The organism is Streptomyces sp. Pv4-95 (assembly GCF_045782725.1).
Classification (GTDB): Bacteria; Actinomycetota; Actinomycetes; order Streptomycetales; family Streptomycetaceae; genus Streptomyces.
On sequence record NZ_CP127172.1, the window covers coordinates 2,881,588 to 2,901,266 of the forward strand.

General features: G+C 70.4%; 19 protein-coding genes. 12 read left to right on the top strand and 7 right to left on the bottom strand.

The genetic code is table 11. From position 1 onward, the window contains the following. Positions 1-164: 164 nt before the first annotated feature. Entirely contained in the window at positions 165-755 is a 591-nt protein-coding gene (locus QOM21_RS12635; RefSeq protein WP_407550003.1) for an N-acetylmuramoyl-L-alanine amidase, read from the top strand. Positions 756-920: 165 nt separating this feature from the next. Further along, complete coding sequence (locus QOM21_RS12640) at positions 921-1,805, top strand: 1-aminocyclopropane-1-carboxylate deaminase/D-cysteine desulfhydrase (RefSeq protein WP_407555649.1); 885 nt, start codon at positions 921-923, stop codon at positions 1,803-1,805. 26 nt (positions 1,806-1,831) lie between these two features. Here the strand turns inward: QOM21_RS12640 and QOM21_RS12645 are convergent, their stop codons facing one another. Continuing rightward, entirely contained in the window at positions 1,832-3,433 is a 1,602-nt protein-coding gene (locus QOM21_RS12645) for a Na+/H+ antiporter (RefSeq protein WP_407550004.1), read from the bottom strand. 92 nt (positions 3,434-3,525) lie between these two features. On the opposite strand from QOM21_RS12645, the gene QOM21_RS12650 reads away from it, so the two are divergent. The 4 genes from QOM21_RS12650 to QOM21_RS12665 all read left to right on the top strand — a co-directional run bounded on the left by QOM21_RS12650 (position 3,526) and on the right by QOM21_RS12665 (position 6,024). Further along, positions 3,526-3,786: a UBP-type zinc finger domain-containing protein gene (locus tag QOM21_RS12650; RefSeq protein WP_407550005.1), complete on the top strand. Its 261-nt coding sequence runs from the start codon at positions 3,526-3,528 to the stop codon at positions 3,784-3,786. Positions 3,787-3,818: 32 nt separating this feature from the next. Next, positions 3,819-4,307, top strand: coding sequence for a GNAT family N-acetyltransferase (locus tag QOM21_RS12655; RefSeq protein ID WP_407550006.1), 489 nt, complete (start codon positions 3,819-3,821; stop codon positions 4,305-4,307). Between the two features lie 282 nt (positions 4,308-4,589). Further along, positions 4,590-5,003 carry an anti-sigma factor gene (locus QOM21_RS12660; RefSeq protein ID WP_003985353.1) on the top strand — a complete coding sequence of 138 codons (414 nt, stop codon included), beginning with the start codon at positions 4,590-4,592 and terminating at the stop codon, positions 5,001-5,003. Between the two features lie 43 nt (positions 5,004-5,046). Continuing rightward, positions 5,047-6,024 carry an RNA polymerase sigma factor SigF gene (locus tag QOM21_RS12665; RefSeq protein ID WP_407555650.1) on the top strand — a complete coding sequence of 326 codons (978 nt, stop codon included), beginning with the start codon at positions 5,047-5,049 and terminating at the stop codon, positions 6,022-6,024. 154 nt (positions 6,025-6,178) lie between these two features. Here QOM21_RS12665 and QOM21_RS12670 read toward each other — a convergent pair whose 3' ends face one another. Further along, the gene (locus QOM21_RS12670) at positions 6,179-6,634 is read right to left on the bottom strand and encodes a hypothetical protein (RefSeq protein ID WP_407550007.1); all 456 of its coding nucleotides are present in this window, start codon (positions 6,632-6,634) and stop codon (positions 6,179-6,181) included. A gap of 96 nt (positions 6,635-6,730) precedes the next feature. Between QOM21_RS12670 and QOM21_RS12675 the strand changes: the two genes are divergently transcribed. Both QOM21_RS12675 and QOM21_RS12680 read left to right on the top strand, forming a co-directional pair. Continuing rightward, positions 6,731-7,714, top strand: a complete 984-nt coding sequence (locus QOM21_RS12675; protein ID WP_407550008.1) for a diacylglycerol/lipid kinase family protein — start codon at positions 6,731-6,733, stop codon at positions 7,712-7,714. Positions 7,715-8,033: 319 nt separating this feature from the next. Further along, positions 8,034-8,291 carry a WhiB family transcriptional regulator gene (locus QOM21_RS12680; protein ID WP_003983230.1) on the top strand — a complete coding sequence of 86 codons (258 nt, stop codon included), beginning with the start codon at positions 8,034-8,036 and terminating at the stop codon, positions 8,289-8,291. Between the two features lie 260 nt (positions 8,292-8,551). Here the strand turns inward: QOM21_RS12680 and QOM21_RS12685 are convergent, their stop codons facing one another. Then, entirely contained in the window at positions 8,552-10,024 is a 1,473-nt protein-coding gene (locus QOM21_RS12685; RefSeq protein ID WP_407555651.1) for a sensor histidine kinase, read from the bottom strand. A 670-nt stretch (positions 10,025-10,694) separates the two neighbouring features. On the opposite strand from QOM21_RS12685, the gene nagB reads away from it, so the two are divergent. Further along, the gene (nagB, locus tag QOM21_RS12690) at positions 10,695-11,477 is read left to right on the top strand and encodes a glucosamine-6-phosphate deaminase (protein ID WP_407555652.1); all 783 of its coding nucleotides are present in this window, start codon (positions 10,695-10,697) and stop codon (positions 11,475-11,477) included. Between the two features lie 89 nt (positions 11,478-11,566). Here the strand turns inward: nagB and QOM21_RS12695 are convergent, their stop codons facing one another. The 4 genes from QOM21_RS12695 to QOM21_RS12710 all read right to left on the bottom strand — a co-directional run bounded on the left by QOM21_RS12695 (position 11,567) and on the right by QOM21_RS12710 (position 16,310). Continuing rightward, on the bottom strand, positions 11,567-13,126 hold the full coding sequence (locus tag QOM21_RS12695; protein WP_407550009.1) for a glycoside hydrolase family 3 protein: 1,560 nt from the start codon (positions 13,124-13,126) through the stop codon (positions 11,567-11,569). 7 nt (positions 13,127-13,133) lie between these two features. Further along, entirely contained in the window at positions 13,134-13,964 is an 831-nt protein-coding gene (locus tag QOM21_RS12700; protein ID WP_407550010.1) for a carbohydrate ABC transporter permease, read from the bottom strand. Then, positions 13,961-14,953, bottom strand: a complete 993-nt coding sequence (locus tag QOM21_RS12705; RefSeq protein ID WP_407550011.1) for a carbohydrate ABC transporter permease — start codon at positions 14,951-14,953, stop codon at positions 13,961-13,963. The genes QOM21_RS12700 and QOM21_RS12705 overlap by 4 nt, the downstream gene beginning before the upstream one ends. An 88-nt stretch (positions 14,954-15,041) precedes the next feature. Next, positions 15,042-16,310, bottom strand: a complete 1,269-nt coding sequence (locus QOM21_RS12710) for an extracellular solute-binding protein (RefSeq protein WP_407550012.1) — start codon at positions 16,308-16,310, stop codon at positions 15,042-15,044. 242 nt (positions 16,311-16,552) lie between these two features. Between QOM21_RS12710 and QOM21_RS12715 the strand changes: the two genes are divergently transcribed. From QOM21_RS12715 to mctP, 3 genes are all read left to right on the top strand, one after another. Beyond that, the gene (locus QOM21_RS12715) at positions 16,553-17,314 is read left to right on the top strand and encodes a GntR family transcriptional regulator (protein ID WP_393896628.1); all 762 of its coding nucleotides are present in this window, start codon (positions 16,553-16,555) and stop codon (positions 17,312-17,314) included. 246 nt (positions 17,315-17,560) lie between these two features. Further along, entirely contained in the window at positions 17,561-17,821 is a 261-nt protein-coding gene (locus tag QOM21_RS12720) for a DUF3311 domain-containing protein (protein WP_407550013.1), read from the top strand. A 68-nt stretch (positions 17,822-17,889) separates the two neighbouring features. Next, a complete protein-coding gene (gene mctP, locus QOM21_RS12725) occupies positions 17,890-19,512 on the top strand; it encodes a monocarboxylate uptake permease MctP (RefSeq protein WP_407555653.1) in 1,623 nt (540 codons plus the stop codon). Positions 19,513-19,679: the final 167 nt, after the last annotated feature.

Consider the following 19,679-nt stretch of genomic DNA (forward strand, 5'->3'; position numbering starts at 1 on the left):
CGGGCGGCGACGCCGACGGTCCGGGCGGCCGGAACCGCTCGTACAGATGTCGAACGCCTGGTCCTTTTTATGGCGTTCCGCTCCCCCGCCGGCGGGCCGTCCCGTACAAGCGAGGCATGAGGCGGTGCGCGGTCGGCGGCCGCCGCGCACCGATCGGAGACGGCATGCCCGCACCGCTGTCCGCCGCCCGCTTCCTCGACGTCCTCAAGGACGAGGGATTGCGCGTCGTCGAGGTCGACGACTGGCAGACCCACCACCGCAACGACAAGGGCCCGTGGGGCACGGTGCACGGCGTGATGGTGCACCACACCGCCACGTCCGGCGCCGACCGCACCGTCCGGCTCTGCTACGACGGCCGCCCCGACCTGCCAGGACCGCTGTGCCACGGTGTGATCACCAAGGACGGCACGGTGCATCTGGTCGGCGGCGGCCGCGCCAACCACGCGGGCCTGGGCGACGGCGAGGTCCTGCGCGCGGTGATCGCCGAGAAGCGGCTGCCGCCGGACAACGAGGCCGACACCGACGGCAACCGCCACTTCTACGGCTTCGAGTGCGAGAACCTCGGCGACGGCGCGGACCCCTGGCCGCCGGCCCAGGTGGAGGCACTGGAGAAGGCCGCGGCGGCCCTGTGCAGGACCCACGGCTGGACCGCGCGCTCGGTCATCGGACACCTGGAGTGGCAGCCGGGCAAGAGCGACCCCCGCGGCTTCACCATGGACGACCTCCGCGAGCGCATCGCCGACCGCCTGAAGTAGCGGGCGGCGGAGGACGGCGGGGCCCGGGCCAGGCCCGCCCCGCCCCTCGCCGGGAAGCGCGGGACAATAGGGCCTGTGACCAGCCCAGTCCCCGATCCGCCCGGTCCGGCGGATCCCGAGGCGCCGCAGCCGCCCGCAGCCCCCGCCGAGCCGTTCGGCCCCGGCGTGCTGCGCCCCCGTCTGCCGTCCCCGGTGCAGGAGGTCGAGGACGAGACGTTCGCGCGCCACGGCGTACGGCTGCTGCTCAAGCGGGACGATCTGATCCACCCCGACCTGCCGGGCAACAAGTGGCGCAAGCTGGCGCCCAATCTGCGGGCCGCCGCCGCGGCCGGCGAGCGTGCCCTGCTCACTTTCGGCGGCGCGTACTCCAACCATCTGCGCGCCACCGCGGCGGCCGGCCGGCTGCTGGGCTTCGCCACCATCGGCGTGGTGCGCGGCGACGAACTGGCCGGGGCGCCGCTCAACCCGTCCCTGGCCCGCTGCGCGGCCGACGGCATGCGGCTGCACTTCGTCGACCGCGGCACCTACCGCCGTAAGACCGAACCGGATGTCCTCGCCGCGCTGCACGACCGTTTCGGCTCCTTCGCGGTGATACCCGAGGGCGGCAGCAACTCCCTTGCCGCACAGGGCTGCGCGGAGCTGGGCAGGGAGCTGCGCGGCGTCGCGGACACGGCCGCGGTGGCCTGCGGAACCGGCGGCACCCTCGCCGGACTTGCCGCCGGACTCGGGCCCGGGCAGCGGGCCATCGGCGTCGCCGTCCTCAAGGGCGGGAGCCCGCATTTCCTCCGGGGGACGGTCGAGGACCTCCAGCGCGCGGCGTTCGGCGCACCGTGCGGTCACTGGCGGCTGGAGGACCGCTTCCACTGCGGCGGATACGCCAGGCGCACCCCCGAACTCGACGCGTTCGCCGACGCCTTCGAGGCGCGGCACGGTCTTCCGCTGGAGCGTGTCTACGTGGCGAAGCTGCTGCTCGGGCTGACGGCCCTTGCCGAGGAGGGCACCTTCGCGCCCGGCAGCACCGTCGCCGCCGTGATCACCGGCATGCCCTGAACCGCCGGGTCCGCCACGGACACGACCTAGGAAGCGCCCTCCCGGTACGCGGCCGCCTCCTCCAGGTCCAGCCTGCGCAGCAGTGTCCGCAGCATCTCGTCGTCGATCCGGCGGCTGTCGCGCAGCTCGACGAAGACCCGCCGCTCGGCGTCGATCATCTCCCGCGCCAGCCGCCGGTAGGTGTCGTCGGCGGACTCCCCGGTGACCTCGTTGACCGTGCCGAGCCGCTCCCACACCGCGTTGCGGCGCCGTTCCATGACCGTGCGCAGCCGGTCCGCCAGCGGCCCCGGCAGTGCGTTGCGCTCGTCCGCCAGCAGCTCCTCCAGGCGCCCCTCGGCCGCCTGCGACGCCTCGTTCTGCGCCTGGGCCTCGATGAGCGTCTCGGCCTGGACGTCCCGTCCTGGCACCTTCAGCGCGCGGATCAACGGCGGCAGCGTCAGCCCCTGGATGACGAGGGTACCGATCACCGTGGTGAAGGTCAGGAAGAGCACGAGGTTGCGTGCCGGGAAGCTGTCGCCGTCGTGCACGGTGGCCGGGATGGCGAAGGCGAGGGCCAGCGACACCACGCCGCGCATCCCGGCCCAGCCCACGATCGAGGTCGCCGGCCAGGGCATCTCCGGCTCCTTCAGGCGGACCCGGGCGGACAGGGCGCGCGGCAGGTACGTGGCCGGCACGACCCACACGAACCGCGCCACGACGACCACCGTGAACACCACCACCGCGTACCAGAGCGCCTCTTGGCCGCTGAACTCCCCCAGGCCGCGCAGGACGACCGGCAGCTGCAGGCCGATCAGCGCGAAGACGCTGGACTCCAGGATGAAGGAGACCATCTTCCAGACGGCCTCCTCCTGCAGCCGGGTCTCGAAGTCGACCTGCCAGGAGCGGTGGCCCAGATAGAGGCCGACCACGACGACGGCGAGCACGCCGGAGGCCCCGACCTGCTCCGCGGCCGCGTACGCGAAAAAGGGGATGAGCAGCGACAGGGTGTTCTCCAGCAGCGCGGAGTCCCGCAGCCGGCGTCGCAGCCAGTGCAGAGGCACCATCAGCACCACGCCGACCCCGATGCCTCCCAGGGCCGCGATGGCGAACTCCCTGAGGCCCTCCCCCCACGTCGCGCCCACGCCGACGGCCGCGCCGAGGGCCACCTTGTACGCGGTGATCGCGGTGGCGTCGTTGAACAGCGACTCGCCCTGGAGGATCGTCGTGACCCGGCTCGGCAGCCCGAGCTTGCGGGCGATGGCGGTGGCCGCGATGGCGTCCGGAGGCGCGACCACGGCGCCCAGGACCAGCGCCGCGGCCAGCGGCAGGTCCGGGATCACGAGATAGGCGACGTAGCCGACCGCGAGGGTGGCGAAGAGGACATAGCCCACCGACAGCAGCGCCACCGGCCGCAGATTGGCGCGGAGATCCAGATACGAGCTCTCCAGGGCCGCCGTGTGCAGCAGCGGCGGGAGCAGCAGGGGCAGCACGATGTGCGGATCGAGCGTGTAGTCCGGGATGCCGGGGACATAGCCGACCAGGAGCCCGGCGGCGACGAGCAGCAGCGGCGCCGGGACGGGCGTGCGGCGTGCCAGTCCGGCGACCGCGGCGCTCCCCGCGACCAGCAACAACAGCGGCATCACAGCCATCGGTCCGTCCCGTCCCCGTGTTCGTCTCGTCCCCAGGCCCCCGGGCCGGGGACACTCTTCGCCACCCGTTGCGGCGATCTAACCTGGCCATCATGAGCGAGTGCACGCACGTATCAGAACTGCCGCGCGCCGAGCCGGCCGCGCGCAGTGCCACCTGCCTGGAGTGCCTGGCCGTCGGCAGCCATCCCGTGCAGCTGCGGCTGTGCCTGGTCTGCGGCAATGTCGCGTGCTGCGACTCGTCGCCGTACCGGCACGCGACCGCGCACTACGCGGAGACCGGCCACCCGGTGATGCGGTCCTTCGAGCCCGGTGAGTCCTGGCGCTGGTGCTTCACCGACCAGCTCCTGGTGTGAGGGATGCCCCGGGTCCCCTTTAGCCTTTCCGCATGATCCGCGAAGCGGCCCCCGCCGACGTCCCCGTCATCCTCGCCATGATCGGCGAGCTGGCCGCCTACGAACGCGAACCGGACGCCGCCCGGGCCACCGAGCCGCAGCTCCGGGAGGCCCTCTTCGGCCCCCAGCCGGCGGCCTTCGCGTTCCTGGCGGAGGCGGACGGCGCCCCCGTGGGCTTTGCCCTGTGGTTCCGGAACTTCTCGACGTGGACGGGCACGCACGGTGTCTATCTGGAGGACCTGTACGTCCGGCCGGAAGCGCGCGGTGACGGCCACGGCAAGGCGCTGCTGGCGGCCCTCGCGGAGGTGTGCGTGACCCGCGGCTATGAGCGTTTCGAGTGGTCAGTCCTGGATTGGAACGAACCGTCCATCGGCCTTTACCGGTCGATCGGCGCTCAGCCCATGGACGAATGGACGGTCTTCCGGCTCACTGGAGAGGCACTGCACAACCTTGCGGGCTCCTCGCGCGTCAACAGAGCGTAATCGGTATGGATTTGGCAGTGCAGACCCCTAGCCACTGTGCGTACCCGTAGCCTTACAATGAGTGACAGTGATGGCGCCGGGCGACCGGGGTCGGAATCGCCGTCCGGAGGGCAGCCGTGCTCCTTCCGGGCGACATCGGCCCGCAGATCGCGATAGCGTCGCAGCCGAACCATGTGCTGCGCCGGATCGTTCTCCTTTCACCGAGGGGAGAGACGTCCGGCGTGGATATCTCGTATATCCAGCATTCCAGCTCAACCAGCTTGTGCCACCTTGGAGGTGAGGGTGTCCCAGATCGCAGGCGAGCCCGGGACTCAGGACTTCGTGGAAGTCCGTCTGCCCGCTGCGGGTGCCTACCTGTCCGTGCTGCGTACGGCCACAGCCGGCCTGGCAGCCCGTTTGGACTTCACCCTCGACGAGATCGAGGATCTGCGCATCGCGGTCGACGAAGCGTGCGCGATCCTGCTGCAACAGGCCGTGCCCGGCAGCGTGCTGAGCTGCGTCTTCCGCCTCATCGATGACGCACTTCAGGTGACCGTCTCGGCCCCGACGACCGACGGCCGCGCGCCCGAGCGCGACACCTTCGCCTGGACGGTGCTCTCCGCACTCGCCGGCAAGGTCGACTCCACCGTCGCCGAGGACCGTACGGTCACCATCAGCCTGTACAAGGAGCGCGGCGCCGGTCCCGGACCGTCATGACCGAACAGGGGGCCCCGTGAAAGATCTCGAACGCGGCGCGCGGATGGCACCCGGGGTGACCATCCCTGATCAGCAGGCACGGCCGCATCCGGTGAGCGTGGACGACCAGGGCGGCCCGTTGGACGCGTCGGAGCAGGCAGAGCGGGCGGACCACATGGACCAGAGCGAGCAGCAGGGGAAGCAGGCGCATCCGCACGACGCGCCCGCCCCCGACCAGAAGCCCCAGGAATCCGAGCATGCCCACGAGCCGCAGCATGCTCATGATCCGCACGACCGCAGCGGCGCGCGGGCGATGTTCTACCGGCTGCGCGAACTCCCCGACGGCTCCCCCGAGCGCGCGGAGCTGCGCAACACCCTGGTCCGCATGCATCTGCCGCTCGTGGAGCATCTGGCGCGGCGGTTCCGCAACCGCGGCGAGCCGCTGGACGACCTGACCCAGGTCGCCACCATCGGCCTGATCAAGTCCGTGGACCGCTTCGACCCGGACCGCGGCGTGGAGTTCTCCACCTACGCCACCCCCACGGTCGTCGGGGAGATCAAGCGGCACTTCCGCGACAAGGGCTGGGCGGTGCGTGTTCCGCGCCGCCTCCAGGAGCTGCGGCTGTCCCTGACCACCGCGACGGCCGAGCTCTCCCAGCGGCACGGCCGGGCACCCACCGTCCATGAACTCGCCGAGCAGATCGGGATTTCCGAGGAAGAGGTCCTGGAGGGGCTGGAGTCGGCCAACGCCTACAGCACTCTCTCCCTGGACGTCCCCGACACCGACGACGAGTCCCCGGCGGTCGCCGACACCCTCGGCGCCGAGGACGAGGCGCTGGAGGGCGTGGAGTACCGCGAGTCCCTCAAGCCCCTGCTCGAAGATCTGCCGCCCCGCGAGAAGAAGATCCTTCTGCTGCGGTTCTTCGGCAACATGACCCAGTCGCAGATCGCCCAGGAGGTCGGCATCTCCCAGATGCACGTCTCGCGTCTGCTGGCCCGCACCCTCGCCCAGCTGCGCGACAAGCTCCTCGTCGAGGAGTAGGACACCAGCGGGATCGTGACCGGCGGGGCTCTTCAGGGCCCCGCCTCTTGTTCGTCCGGGGAGCTTCCTCGGGCCCGGTACGCGCATGCGCCTCGTTCGCCAGGCCCCGCGGCTCGGCGCCTGCGACGTCCGTACGAACGATCCGTCCGGCCCGCTACTCCCGCGGGCCGATACCCAGGGCCTCGGTGGCCGTCGGATTGACCAGCAGCGCCAGTACGACGAGTGCCGCCACCGCGAGCCCGACACCGGCGGCGATCAGCGCGCCACCGCCGTTGACGAGCGTCCAGGCCACCGGCAGCGCCACGATCTGGGTGATCAGCGACGGGCCGCGGCTCCACCGCCGGCGCAGCCACAGCCCCCGCGCGGCCACCAGCGGAAGCACCGCGAGGGCCAGCACCGTCAAGCCGCCCGTCTCCGCCTGGCGCGCACTGTCGGGGGAACCTGCGAGACCCATGATCAGCATGTAGCCGCCCAGCGCGGCCAGCGCCAGGCCCTCGACCGCGGTGAGCGCCGCAGCGGCGCTCAGCCGGGCGGGCCGGGGGCCGGTCGGCTCGGGCACGGCGGAGGTGCCGGCGGCTCGGTTCGCGGACTGCTTCTGCTGACTGCTCACCCCAGCAGGGTAGCGCCGGTGGCCGACGGCTCCCGTGGCCCCCGGGGACGGACGGGGACGGAAAGGAGCAACCAGCGGGTAGGTACGCTGCTACATATGCGCGCACTTCTCGTGGTCAATCCCGCAGCAACCACCACCAGTGCCCGCACCCGTGATGTGCTCGCCCACGCCCTCGCCAGCGACCTCCGGCTGGAGGTCGCCGAGACGCGCTACCGCGGGCACGCCCGGGATCTGGCCCGGCAGGCGGCCGAGGGCGGGGAGATCGAACTGGTCGTGGCCCTCGGCGGCGACGGCACGGTCAACGAGGTCGTCAATGGCCTGCTGACCCACGGCCCCGATCCCGACTCCCATCCCCGCCTGGCGGTGGTCCCCGGCGGCTCCACCAATGTCTTCGCCCGCGCGCTCGGACTCCCCAACGACGCCGTGGAAGCCACCGGCGCCCTGCTGGACGCCCTGCGTGACGGCAGTGAACGCACCATCGGCCTGGGCCTGGCCGCCGGCACCCCGGGGAGCGAGGACGAAGGGGCGCCGCCCCGCTGGTTCACCTTCTGCGCCGGCTTCGGCTTCGACGCGGGTGTCGTCGGCCGTGTGGAGCAGCAGCGCGAACGCGGCAAACGTTCGACGCATGCCCTGTACGTGCGGCAGGTCGTACGCCAGTTCATGGGGGAGGCGAACCGCCGTGAGGGCTCCATCACTCTCGAACGCCCCGGCGCCACCGAGGGCTCCACGGAGGTCGTCGAGGGCCTCGCGATGTCCATAATCTGCAACACCGCCCCCTGGACCTACCTGGGCAATCGCCCGGTCTACCCGTCCCCGCGGGCGTCCTTCGACTCGGCGCTCGACCTGTTCGCACTGAGCAAGCTCTCGGCCCCCGCGGTGACCCGGTACGCCACCCAGCTGCTCGCGTCAACACCACAGCGCGGCCCCCACGGCAAGCACGCGGTGTCCCTTCATGACCTCACGGACTTCACCTTGCATTCGCAGGCGCCACTGCCCTTCCAGATGGACGGTGACCACCTGGGGCTGCGTACGAGTGTGACGTTCACAGGCGTTCGCCGTGCACTGCGTGTGATTGTGTGAGCAGCAGGGCCTAAAGTCCTTTCACTCGAACGTTTAGGCTGACCTCCACCCCCTGGAAGTACGGCTGTGAGCTAGGCGACACCAAGGAATCAAAAAAAACTTTCCAGAAGGGGTTGTATCCGTCGCCGAGGTTTGCGAGTCTCTTCATGGCGATCGGGACGGCCGCTCAACCGGCCCCCTTGAGAGTCCGAATCCTCCTCCTCATCCACAGGACCGCACCAGTTCACAACTGGAATTCGGCCCTTCCCTTGTGGAGGGATTCGTGAAAGCGTTCACATTCACAAGCAACGTTCCCGTCACACGAGGAGATGGAGCAGCCATGGACTGGCGTCACCGCGCCGTTTGCCGCGAGGAAGACCCCGAGCTCTTCTTCCCCATCGGCAACACCGGTCCTGCGCTCCTGCAGATCGAGGAAGCCAAGGCCGTCTGCCGCCGCTGCCCCGTCATGGAGCAGTGTCTGCAGTGGGCGCTCGAGTCCGGCCAGGACTCCGGCGTCTGGGGTGGTCTGAGCGAGGACGAGCGCCGCGCAATGAAGCGCCGTGCAGCTCGTAACCGGGCGCGCAACGCCAGCGCCTGAGCCAGACGCCCCGTGGCCCCCGAGCCGCAGCGCGCAGTAACACCGATGCTCCCCCAGAGCTGAAAGCCTGGCGGTCACGCATCGCGATATGAGCTTTGAGCCCCGGACCGGATGGTCCGGGGCTTGCTGCTGTTCGGGGTCCGGCTGCTGCGGGAGACGTGAGCCACATCGGTCCGGCCGGTCGCGCGGCCGGTAGCAGGGTGCGCAACGGCCCCGAGGAACCGGCGCGTTCCCCGGTCCCCCTCCTCAGCGCCTCCGCGTCAGTGCTGCTTCTCGGGGCGGACCGGCACATCGAGGATGACCTGGGTACCCCGTTCGGGTGCGCGCACCATGTCGAACGTGCCTCCCAACTCTCCCTCGACCAGGGTGCGTACGATCTGCAGCCCCAGATTTCCCGCGCGGTGCGGGTCGAAGCCCTCCGGCAGGCCGCGGCCGTCGTCCTGCACGGTGACCAGCAGGCGCGGCTCGGCGCGGGTGCCGCCACGCACCGCACCGACCTCGACCGTGCCGTGTTCCCCCTGGTCGAAGGCGTGTTCCAGGGCGTTCTGCAGGATTTCGGTGAGCACCATCGACAGCGGCGTGGCGACCTCGGCGTCCAGGATGCCGAAGCGCCCGGTGCGGCGGGTGGTCACCTTGCCGGGGGAGATCTCCGCCACCATGGCGAGCACCCGGTCGGCGATCTCGTCGAACTCGACCCGCTCGTCGAGGTTCTGGGACAGCGTTTCGTGCACGATGGCGATCGAACCGACCCTGCGGACCGCTTCGTTGAGCGCGTCGCGGCCCTGGGCGGAGTCCATCCGGCGGGACTGCAGCCGCAAGAGCGCCGCCACGGTCTGGAGATTGTTCTTCACCCGGTGGTGGATCTCCCGGATGGTGGCGTCCTTGGTGATCAGTTCGCGTTCGCGGCGGCGCAGTTCGGTCACATCGCGCAGCAGCACGAGCGAACCGATGTGCGTGCCCTTGGGCTTGAGGGGGATGGCGCGCAGCTGGATCACGCCCTCGTCGCCCTCGACCTCGAACTCCCGCGGGGCCCATCCGCTGGCGAGCTTGACCAGGGCCTCGTCCACCGGGCCGCGGGCCGGGGCGAGTTCGGCGGTGGCGCGGCCGAGGTGGTGGCCCACCAGGTCGGCGGCGAGGCCGAGACGGTGGTAGGCGGAGAGTGCGTTGGGGCTGGCGTACTGGACGACGCCGTCGGCATCGAGCCGGATCAGACCGTCGCCGGCCCGCGGCGATGCGTCCATGTCGACCTGCTGCCCGGGGAAGGGAAACGATCCGGCAGCGATCATCTGGGCGAGGTCGGAAGCGCTCTGGAGGTAGGTGAGCTCCAGCCGGCTGGGGGTGCGCACGGTCAGCAGGTTGGTGTTGCGGGCGATCACGCCCAGCACTCGTCCATCCCGGCGCACCGGGATGGACTCGACGCGTACCGGCACCTCCTCCCGCCACTCCGGGTCGCCCTCCCGCACGATCCGGCCCTCGTCCAGGGCGGAGTCCAGCATCGGGCGACGGCCCCGCGGGACGAGATGGCCGACCATGTCGTCCTGGTAGGACGTGGGGCCCGTATTGGGGCGCATCTGGGCAACCGACACATAGCGGGTGCCGTCCAGGGTGGGGACCCACAGGACGAGATCGGCGAAGGACAAATCGGAGAGCAGCTGCCACTCCGAGACCAACAGGTGCAGCCACTCGAGGTCGGAGTCACTCAGAGCGGTGTGCTGGCGGACGAGATCGTTCATGGAGGGCACGTCTTGGAGCCTACCGGCGTACGGTGTATGTGTTGTCCTTGCACGACCATGGACAACCAAGAATGGTCTAGTCCACAATTTGCACAGACCTCCGCTCTCCCCGCACAGGAGAGCGGAACGAGGCCCGAGACGCTCTCTGCCCTGACTGCGTCCCGGCCTCCGATCGACCGGTCCCGGGACGGGGCCGTACCCCTACCGCACATTGGGGTACCTCCCGCCCGAAAAGCGGGGCCGGCCGATGTCAGCTCCGGGCTGCGGTGCCGGACAGGTTGAGGGTCCTGTCCCGGCGCCGCGGCCCGCGGGTGCTTCAGGGCTCCGCGCGCCGCCCCCGGCCCCGAACTGGGCCCCCGGCGCCCCCGCGCCCCGCCCGCCTCATTCGCCCCAGCGGCAGCGCTTCCCCTTCTCCCACGTGGCGTTCTTGCGGTGATCCTGCGGCGATCACCTCACGCACCCACGGCGTTCCGGGCCACGGCGGCGCCCTCGCGACCCCATCTCCCCCAGGGCGACGGCGACTTCCGCCGGTACGGGACCGGTACGCGGCGCGGCCACGCGAAGCCGGCCGCCAGCGCCCGGAACCCCTGAAAGCCACCGGGCCCGGCGGGCCGCCCTCTGGTAGATTGGTCTATACCACATGCCCATTCTCCAGAACGGCAGGCCAAGCGTGGAAGTTGTCATCGTCCCGGACGCCTCGGCAGGCGGCGAGCTCATCGCGGAGGCCATCGCGACTCTGGTGCGCCGCAAGCCCGACGCTCTGCTCGGTGTCGCCACCGGCTCGACCCCGCTGCCCGTCTACCAGGCGCTCTCGGGCAAGGTCCGCGCCGGCGCCGTGGACGCCTCGGGTGTCCGCATCTGCCAGCTCGACGAGTACGTCGGCCTGCCGCCCGGCCACCCGGAGTCCTACCGTTCGGTGGTGCTGCGCGAGGTCGTCGAGCCACTCGGGCTGCGCGAGGACGCGTTCATGGGCCCTGACGGCTCGGCCGAGGACGTCCAGGCCGCCTGCGAGGAGTACGACCGCGCCCTCAGCGCGGCCGGCGGGGTGGATCTGCAACTCCTCGGCATCGGCACCGACGGGCACATCGGCTTCAACGAGCCGTGCTCCTCGCTCGCCTCCCGCACCCGCATCAAGACGCTGACCCGGCAGACCCGGGCGGACAACGCCCGGTTCTTCGACAGTCCCGCCGAGGTCCCGCACCACGTCATCACCCAGGGCATCGGGACCATCCTGGAAGCCCGCCACCTGGTGCTGCTCGCCACCGGAGAGGGCAAGGCCGACGCCGTCGCCCAGTCCGTCGAGGGCCCGGTGGCCGCGCTGGTGCCCGCCTCGGCGCTGCAGCTCCACCCGCACGCGACGGTCGTCGTCGACGAAGCCGCCGCCTCCAAGCTCAAGCTCGCCGACTACTTCCGCGACACCTACGCCGCCAAGCCGGAGTGGCAGGGCATCTGAGCCGCGAGGCCGTCCCCGACGTGGCCGGGCCGCCCCACGCGGTGCCCCGGCCACGCCGTATCCCTCCCCCGGCGGCGCCGCGATCGGCGTCACCGCCTCCGGGCGGGTCCTTGACCGGTGAGGGTCTCGGCGGCCGCCTGACCGCAGACCCGCGCGGCGCCGTGCGTGGCGAGGTGCGGGGCACCCAGAGGCGGTGACTGCGGGACGCCCATCTCGACCACGGCGGTGTCGGGGCGGGCGCCGAGGAGTGCGCGCAGCGCGTCGGCCATCCAGGGGTGGCGGTGGACATCGCGTACGACGGCCACTATGCGGCGGCCGGCGGCGGCGTCGAGGAGGCCGCCGATCATGGCGGGGGTGCCGGCCGTGGCGGCGGCTTCGCCGGTGTAGGTGGCGGTGGCGGTACCGGGCAGCAGCCGGCTCAGTTCCGCGGCGACACCCCAGGGCGTCTCGTCCCCCACGGCGATGTTCGCGAGCGGCGTGAAGGCGGCGACGTAGGCCGGGGCGGTCAGCGGCGCGTAGGGGCCGTCGGCGGTGAGGCGCAGCGCACGGCGGGCGGCGGCGAGGCCGATCCCGGGTGCGGGTGTGACTGCCTCGGCCGCGCCCGCGTTCCGTGCCCAGCGCGCCAGGGCGCGCACCCGGCCCGCCGCCTCGGTCAGCCGCTCCTCCGGCAGCTCGCCGTCGCGTACCGCCCTCACCAGGGCGTCGCGCAGCCGCAGCACCGTGGCCTCGTCGGCCAGCCCGCCGCCCACGCAGATGGCGTCGGCGCCGGCCGCGATGGCCAGGACGCTGCCGCGCTCCAGGCCGTAGGTGGCGGAGATGGCCTGCATCTCCATCCCGTCGGTGACGATCAGCCCGTCGAAGCCGAGCCCGCCCTCGTCGGCCGGGGCGCGCAGCAGGCCGTGCAGCGCTGCCGGGCTCAGGGTGGCGGGGCGGCTGCCGTCCAGGGCCGGCAGCAGGATGTGGGCGCTCATCACGGCTCTGGTGCCGGCCGCGATGGCCGCGCGGAACGGCACGAGTTCACGTTCCTGGAGGGTGGGCAGGTCGGCGGCGATGTGCGGCAGGTCGTGGTGGGAGTCGACGGCGGTGTCGCCGTGGCCGGGGAAGTGCTTGGTGCAGGCGGCGACGCCGGCGGACTGCAGGCCCTCGACGTAGGCGGCGGTGTGCCGGGCGACCAGCTGCGGGTCGGCGCCGAAGGAGCGGACACCGATGACGGGGTTGGACGGGTTGGAGTTGACGTCGGCCGAGGGCGCCCAGTTGAGGGTGACGCCGCATTCGGCGAGACGGCGGCCGAGTTCCCGGGCGACGTCGCGGGTCAGGTCGGTGTCGTCGACGGCGCCGAGCGCGAGGTTTCCGGGAAAGGAGGAACCGCCGCGCACCTCCAGGCGGGTGACGTCGCCACCCTCCTCGTCGACGGCGACCAGGACGTCCTCGCATGCGCCCCGCAACTGCGCGGTGAGGGAGGCGAGTTGCGTGGGGGTGGCGACGTTGCGGCCGAACAGGCCCACCGAGGTGAGTCCTTCGCCGAGGCGCCGCAGCAGCCATTCGGGGGCGGTGGTGCCGGTGAAGCCCGGCTGGAGGACGGCCAGGGCGTCGCGGGTGAGGGTGTCGGCGGAGCGTACGGAGCTGCCGGAACGAACGAGAGGAGTCATGTCGGCGTTATCCCTTCACTGCGCCGGAGGTGAGACCGCCGACCGCCTTGCGTTGCAGGAACAGGAAGAGGACGAGGATCGGGACGGCGAAGATCGACGCGGCGGCCATGGTGGCACCCCAATCGTCCCCGAACTGGCTCTGGAACTGTGAGAGCCACAGCGGCAGGGTGCCCGCCTCCGGTTCCTTGTTGAGGACCAGGACGAGGGGGAACTCGTTCCACGCGGTGATGAATCCGAAGAGGGAGGTGGCCATCAGGCCGGGGGCGAGGAGCGGGAAGACCACCTTGGTGAACGCCTGTCTGCGGGAGCAGCCGTCGACCATCGCGGACTCCTCCAGCTCCTTGGGCACCGCCGCGACATAGCCGCGCAGCGTCAGGAGGGTGAAGGGCAGCACCATCAGCGTGTAGAAGCAGATGAGCGGCAGCAGGCTGTTGAGCAGGTCGGCATCCCGGACGATCATGTAGTTCGCGATCACCATGACCTCCCAGGGCGCCATCTGGGCGACCATGAACGTCAGCAGCACGCCCCTGCGGCCCTTGAAGCGCATCCGTGCGACGGCGAACGCCCCGCAGAGCGCGATGAGCAGAGACAGTCCCACCGCGACGACCGTCACCAGGATCGAGTTCCCGGCCAGGGTCCAGAAGTTCGGGGCGTTCACCGCCGCCTCGAAATGCGCGAGCGTGCCGTGGAACGGGAGCCACACCGGGTCCTCGGTGATGATGTCCTGGGTGGGCTTGAAGGCCGTGTTGAACATCCAGTACACGGGGAAGACGAAGCCGATGGCGAGCACGATCGCCGTGGCATTGGGCCAGATCCGGCCGGCGAGGGAGTGCTTCACAGCTCGTTCTCCTCCTGCTGTTCCTGCTTGAGCGTCAGACGCAGGTAGTACGCGGTCATGGCCAGCAGCACGGCGATCGTCAGCAGCGAGATCGCGGCTCCCATGCCGAAGTGGAGGTTGCCGACGCCCTCGGTGAAGGCGTAGAGCGGCAGGGTCTCGGTGAGCCGGTCCGGGCCGCCCTCGTTGATCGCGAAGACCTGCGGGAACGCCTTGAAGACCCAGATGACCTCAAGAAACGTGGTGGCGAGGAAGAAGGGCTTGAGGAAGGGGAAGGTCACCGACGTGAAGACCTGCCAGGTGCCGGCGCCGTCCATCCGGGCCGCCTCGTAGAGCTCCTTGGGGATGGTCGTGGTGGCCGCGTAGAGGTTCAGGGCCACGAAGGGCAGCGACTGCCACACGATCAGGACGGTGATCACGAAGAAGGTCGACAGCTGGGTGCCGACCCAGTCGTAGTGGGCCATGGAGTGCCAGCCGAGCCTGTCCAGCATCCAGTTGACGACGCCGAAGCGGGAGTCGAACAGCCACTGGAAGACGGTGGTCGCGGCGATCACGGGCATGGCCCAGGCGAGTACCAGCGCGGCGGACAGGGTCAGCCGCATCTTCGTGCCGAGCCGGGCCAGCAGCAGGCCGATCAGCACCCCGATCACCATGATCAGGGTGACGTTGACGGCGGTGAAGACGAGAGTGCGGAGGGTGACCCGCCAGAACTGCTCGCTGCCCAGGATCTCCTGGTAGTTGCCGATGCCGCGCCAGTCGGTGAGGTGCTGGATCAACTCCTTCATGTTGAGGTTCTGGAAGGAGAGCAGCAGGTTGCGCACCATCGGCCAGCCCAGGAAGACCGCGGTCGCGGCCAGGGCCGGGAGGAGCAGGAGATACGGGGTGCCGCGGGCGGCCCGCCGGCGGCCGGGTCCGCGGCGGGCGGGCGGCGATCCCCCCGTGCCGAGGGGCGGCGCGGTCGTCTCCACCGCGTCGTCGAGCTGCACTGCCATGACCGCCTTCTCCCCATCGGACCGGTGTTGCGCGTGCGGTGGTTCCGTACGGGCCGGGGGCGGCCGGCCCGTACGGAAGCGGGTGCGGCTACTGCTTGGCGAGCCGCGCGTTGATCTCGGACTCGACGTCCTGGGCGGCGTCGGCCGGCGCCTTGCCGTTCAGGACCGCCGTCATATAGCTCTTGATCGGGTTCGGCACGTTCTCCACCGCGGCCCACTGCGGGATGGGCGGCGTGGTGCCGGCCGACTTCTGTGCGGCGGGCGCGGCGGCCTCGGCGGCCGGGTTGCCCTTCGCGGCGTCGGCCAGGTCGGGGGACTTGGGCGTCCAGCCGACCTCCTTGACCATCTGTCCGTCGTTCTTCTTGGACAGGGCGATCCTCAGGAATTCCTTGGCGAGTTCCTGCTTGCCGCCCATACCGGCGACGGCGAAGTTGGAGCCACCGAGGAATACGCCCTCGGGCTTGTCGGCGGTCTCCCCGGGGATGGTGAAGAAGCCGATGTCGTCCTTGATCTTCGGGTTGGCGGCGATGGCGGTGTTCGCCTCGTAGCCCATGGCGATGACCGCGCCGGTCCTGCCCTTGGAGAAGATCTCCGCCTGCTGCGGGGTGGCCTCGTCCTTGTTCTTCGGGGCGGTGCTGAAGGACTGGTACTGCTTGTAGATGTCCATGGCCTTGGAGACCTTGGGGTCACCGAGGTTGGAGACCCACTTGCCGCCGGACTTCTTCACCAGGTCCGCGCCGGTGCCGATGGTCAGCCCGTCGAAGAAGTACCAGTTCTGGCCGGGGAGATACAGCGGTTCGGCATCGGTCTTCTTCTTGATGGTGTCGAATGCCTTGAAGAGTTCGTTGCGGGTCTTGGGAGTTCCCTTGATGCCCGCCTCGGCCCAGATCTTCTTGTTGTACATGACCACGCGGTTGCCGGCGTACCACGGAAGCGCGTACTGCTTTCCGTCCACGAGCGCGCTCTTGTTGAAGGAGTCGTTCCAGTCGGAGCCGATCTCCTTCTTCACGTCGCCGAGGTCGGCCAGCGCACCTGCCTTGGCATAGGCGGCGGTCTGCGTGTTGCCGATCTCGACGACGTCCGGCGGCGTGTCCTCGGAGAGGGCCGTGCTCAGCTTCTGCTGAATGCCGTTCCACTGCTGGACCTTGAACTCGACCGTGGCGCCGGTCTTCTTCTCGAACTGCTCGGAGACCTGTTTCGTCCACTGTGCCGGGTTGGACCCGTCCATCACCCAAACGGTGAGCTTCTGGCCCTTGAAGCCGTCCGCTCCCGCCTTGCTGTCGTCGCTGGACCCACAGGCAGCGACACTCACCAGCATTCCCGCGACCGCCGTCGCTGCTATGAGCCCACGCTTCATCGCGCTCTCCCCCAAAGGCCGGGTGTGGTCTTTAATGGTTTAGACCAGTGCTCGCAGCTTGGCCTAGACCTTTTGGGGTGTCAAGGGGTGTATAAGAGTCGCTGTCGGCTCCGTTACCGGACCGACATCCGGCGGGCCGGGACCTGCGAGGAAGCATGGGAACCCCACTCATGCCACGATGTGAGCCGCTACGTACGGAGGAGCCGGTGACGGCAGCGCGACAGGAGTCGGAGAGGCGGGTCATGGACACCGAAGGGGGCAGCGCCGAGAACGGCGGCGGCGCCACACGCACCGCTCGCGTGCCCAAGTACTACCGCCTCAAGCGGCACTTGCTGGAGATCACCGAGACTCTGCCGCCGGGGACCCCGGTACCGCCCGAGCGCACCCTCGCCGCGGAGTTCGACACCTCCCGCACGACGGTGCGCCAGGCCCTCCAGGAGCTGGTCGTCGAGGGCCGCCTGGAGCGCATCCAGGGCAAGGGCACCTTCGTGGCCAAGCCCAAGGTCTCCCAGGCGCTGCAACTGACTTCCTACACCGAGGACATGCGCGCCCAGGGGCTGGAACCGACGTCCCAGCTACTGGACATCGGCTATGTCACCGCGGACGACCAGCTGGCCGGCCTGCTGGACATCGCCACCGGCGGCAGGGTGCTGCGCATCGAGCGGCTGCGGCTGGCCAGCGGCGAGCCGATGGCCATCGAGATCACCCACCTGTCCGCCAAGCGGTTCCCCTCGCTGCGCCGCAACCTCGTCAAGTACACATCCCTCTACACCGCGCTGGCCGAGGTCTACGACGTCCGCCTGGCGGAGGCCGAGGAGACCATCGAGACCTCCCTCGCCACCCCGCGCGAGGCCGGTCTGCTGGGCACCGATGTCGGCCTGCCCATGCTGATGCTCTCCCGGCACTCCCTCGACGCGCAGGGGCAGCCGGTGGAGTGGGTGCGCTCGGTCTACCGGGGCGACCGCTACAAGTTCGTCGCCAGGCTGCAGCGCCCCACGGACTGAACGCCCGGCGCCGGGCCCCGTAACCGCCCCGTGCGGTGCCCGGCTCCGCCACCCCCCGGAGAGCCGCTCCCGCACCGGCTCCCGGGGCTTCCGGACCTCACTGGCGCACCCGGCGCGTGGGCCGGTGCACCGGCCGCAATGAAATCTCTTCCATACCGATATGCGGACAGCTAGTGACGCGCGCCACGGCCCTGCCATAGATTTCCAGCCGATTACACAGGAGATCGCCAGGGACGGAGCCCGCCCATGCCAGAGCCAGCCGAAACGCCAGGCACCAGAAAGGTCGTCACGCCCGCGCGTGTGGTGATCGGGCTGTGCCTGCTCGCTCCGTTCGTGGCGATGCTGTGGGTGAACTCCTACGCCAGGATCGAGCCGACGTTCATCGGGATCCCGTTCTTCTACTGGTACCAGATGGCGTGGGTGCTCATCTCGACCGCGCTGACGATGACCGCGTACAAGCTCGTGCAGCGTGAGCAGCGCGCGCGTAAGGCGGGTGCGGCACAGTGACTCTCCTGACGATCGCCTCGGCGGCCCCGGCCGCACCGGTCCGGCTGGCCGCCTCGGCCACCGACGGCGTGAACGGCACCGCGCTGGCCGTCTTCGTGTTCTTCTTCCTGGCCGTGACGGTCATGGGCTTCCTCGCCGCCCGCTGGCGCAAGGCCGAGCAGTCCGCGAACCTCGACGAATGGGGCCTGGGCGGCCGGAGCTTCGGCACCTGGGTGACGTGGTTCCTGCTCGGCGGCGACCTCTACACCGCGTACACCTTCGTCGCCGTCCCGGCGGCCATCTACGCGGCGGGCGCGGCCGGCTTCTTCGCGGTGCCCTACACGATCCTCGTCTATCCGCTGATCTTCACCTTCCTGCCCCGGCTCTGGTCGGTCTCGCACAAGCACGGCTACGTCACCACCTCCGACTTCGTGCGCGGCCGGTTCGGCTCCAAGGGCCTGTCGCTGGCGGTGGCGCTCACCGGCATCCTCGCCACCATGCCCTACATCGCGCTCCAACTGGTCGGCATCCAGGCCGTCCTGGACGTGCTGGGGATCGGCGGCGGCGAGACCACCAACTGGTTCGTCAAGGACCTGCCGCTGCTGATCGCCTTCGCCGTCCTGGCGGCCTACACCTACTCGTCCGGACTGCGGGCGCCCGCGCTCATCGCGTTCGTCAAGGACGGGCTGATCTACCTCGTCATCGCGGTGGCGATCATCTACATCCCGATCAAGCTGGGCGGCTTCGACGCGATCTTCGACTCGGCCGGGAAGGCGTTCGCGGAGCCGGGACCGACCGGTAAGCCGCGCGGCGAGCTGGCGAGCGGCCCCAACGCCCAGTGGGCCTACGCCACGCTGGCGCTGGGCTCGGCGCTCGCGCTGTTCATGTACCCGCACTCGATCACCGCGACGCTGTCCTCGCGCAGCCGCAACGTGATCCGCCGCAACACCACGATCCTGCCGCTGTACTCCCTGATGCTGGGCCTGCTCGCGCTGCTGGGCTTCATGGCGATCAAGGCCGGCACGGAGATCCACGGCAACCCGCAGCTGGCGATTCCGCAGCTCTTCGAGGACATGTTCCCGAGCTGGTTCGCCGGCGTCGCGTTCGCCGCGATCGGCATCGGCGCCCTGGTGCCGGCGGCCATCATGTCGATCGCCGCGGCCAACCTCTTCACCCGCAACGTCTACAAGGACTTCCTGAAGCCGGACGCCACCCCGGCCCAGGAGCACAAGGTCGCCAAGCTCGTCTCGCTGCTGGTGAAGGTCGGCGCCCTCGCCTTCGTCCTGACCATGGACAAGACGGTCGCCATCAACTTCCAGCTGCTGGGCGGCATCTGGATCCTGCAGACCATGCCGTCCCTCGTCGGCGGCCTGTTCACCCGCTGGTTCCACCGCTGGGCGCTGCTCGCCGGCTGGGCGGTCGGCATGGCGTACGGCACGCTCGCGGCGTACGGCGTGGCCAGCCCCACCCAGGCGCACTTCGGCGGCTCCAGCAGGGAGATCCCGGGTATCGGCGAGATCGGCTACATCGGCCTGACCGCGTTCGTGCTGAACGTCGTGGTCACGGTCGTGCTGACCTTCGCCCTGAAGGCCGCGAAGGCGCCGGAGGGCGTCGACGAGACCAGCCCGGGCGACTACACCGCGGACGTCGGCGACAAGGGCGTCAGCCCCGACCTGCCGCCCGCCACCGCGGAGGCCCCCGTCGGCCACTGAGCCACCGCACCGCCCCCGGCCACGGGCCGTCGCACCTCAGGGTGCGGCGGCCCGTTCGCGTGCCCGGCGCGGTGCGGTAAGCCGGGAGACCCCTTGCCCTGGTGCACGGTCAGACACCCACGGGTGCACGGACAGACACGACTCGATCACTCGCGACGCACAAGATA

Excerpts from the sequence above, each read along its gene's own strand:
- QOM21_RS12695 (WP_407550009.1), bottom strand. The coding sequence starts at position 13,126 with ATGACTCCTCTCGTTCGTTCCGGCAGCTCCGTACGCTCCGCCGACACC.
- QOM21_RS12685 (WP_407555651.1), bottom strand. The coding sequence starts at position 10,024 with ATGAACGATCTCGTCCGCCAGCACACCGCTCTGAGTGACTCCGACCTC.
- QOM21_RS12715 (WP_393896628.1), top strand. The coding sequence starts at position 16,553 with ATGGACACCGAAGGGGGCAGCGCCGAGAACGGCGGCGGCGCCACACGC.
- QOM21_RS12680 (WP_003983230.1), top strand. The coding sequence starts at position 8,034 with ATGGACTGGCGTCACCGCGCCGTTTGCCGCGAGGAAGACCCCGAGCTC.
- QOM21_RS12635 (WP_407550003.1), top strand. The coding sequence starts at position 165 with ATGCCCGCACCGCTGTCCGCCGCCCGCTTCCTCGACGTCCTCAAGGAC.
- QOM21_RS12665 (WP_407555650.1), top strand. The coding sequence starts at position 5,047 with ATGGCACCCGGGGTGACCATCCCTGATCAGCAGGCACGGCCGCATCCG.
- QOM21_RS12645 (WP_407550004.1), bottom strand. The coding sequence starts at position 3,433 with ATGGCTGTGATGCCGCTGTTGTTGCTGGTCGCGGGGAGCGCCGCGGTC.
- QOM21_RS12710 (WP_407550012.1), bottom strand. The coding sequence starts at position 16,310 with ATGAAGCGTGGGCTCATAGCAGCGACGGCGGTCGCGGGAATGCTGGTG.
- QOM21_RS12655 (WP_407550006.1), top strand. The coding sequence starts at position 3,819 with ATGATCCGCGAAGCGGCCCCCGCCGACGTCCCCGTCATCCTCGCCATG.
- QOM21_RS12705 (WP_407550011.1), bottom strand. The coding sequence starts at position 14,953 with ATGGCAGTGCAGCTCGACGACGCGGTGGAGACGACCGCGCCGCCCCTC.
- QOM21_RS12675 (WP_407550008.1), top strand. The coding sequence starts at position 6,731 with ATGCGCGCACTTCTCGTGGTCAATCCCGCAGCAACCACCACCAGTGCC.
- QOM21_RS12720 (WP_407550013.1), top strand. The coding sequence starts at position 17,561 with ATGCCAGAGCCAGCCGAAACGCCAGGCACCAGAAAGGTCGTCACGCCC.
- QOM21_RS12650 (WP_407550005.1), top strand. The coding sequence starts at position 3,526 with ATGAGCGAGTGCACGCACGTATCAGAACTGCCGCGCGCCGAGCCGGCC.